Consider the following 729-nt stretch of genomic DNA (forward strand, 5'->3'; position numbering starts at 1 on the left):
TAAAGCATACACTATTAAAAGGGTCTCAGTAATTAGCCATATTCGCCAAGGTAACCGCGGGCGAGTATGTCTAGAAAACACTCATCCATTTACACGTGAGTTGTGGGGGCGCGAGATTACATACGCACACAATGGGCAATTGTCTAATTATCATGATTTAAAAACAGAATATTATCGTCCGGTGGGAAATACCGATAGCGAACTGGCGTTTTGTTGGTTGCTTGATAAAATTCGCGAAAAATACCCTAAGCGTCCAAGTAATATGGCGTCGGTTTTCAGATATGCCGCTAAGCTTTCGCATACACTGCGTGAAAAAGGGGTGTTTAATATGCTACTTACCGATGGCGTATTTGTTTTAGCTTATTGCACTAATAACTTACATTACATAACGCGCCGTGCGCCATTTGGTAAAGCAACATTAATTGATGCCGATATGGTGGTTGATTTTCAACAAGAAACCACACCAAACGATGTAGTAACAGTGATAGCCACAAGGCCTTTGACGAATGATGAGCGATGGCAAAAAATGCAGCCAGGGGAGTTTGTGTTATTTAAAATGGGTGAACTTATATAGCTCACCCATTTTATTTAAATAACCTGAAAATAGCTGCTTGAGATAGAGTTATTATCCAGAGTTCAGGTTATATATCTTTCTAGTTGAAAGCTAGCGCTGGGTTTAACATTACCATTCAAACGGGCGGCGTTTGTTACGGTTACCACGCAAATACG

At 40.6% G+C, this 729-nt stretch carries 1 protein-coding gene; it reads left to right on the forward strand.

What is annotated here, in order from left to right:
* On the forward strand, window positions 1-574 hold a 574-nt coding region (locus tag CWB66_RS21620), incomplete at its 5' end, for a class II glutamine amidotransferase (protein WP_138587017.1).
* Between the last annotated feature and the right edge of the window lie 155 nt (window positions 575-729).

The sequence above is a fragment of the Pseudoalteromonas sp. S558 genome (genome assembly GCF_005886635.1).
GTDB classification, from domain to species: Bacteria; Pseudomonadota; Gammaproteobacteria; order Enterobacterales; family Alteromonadaceae; genus Pseudoalteromonas; species Pseudoalteromonas aliena.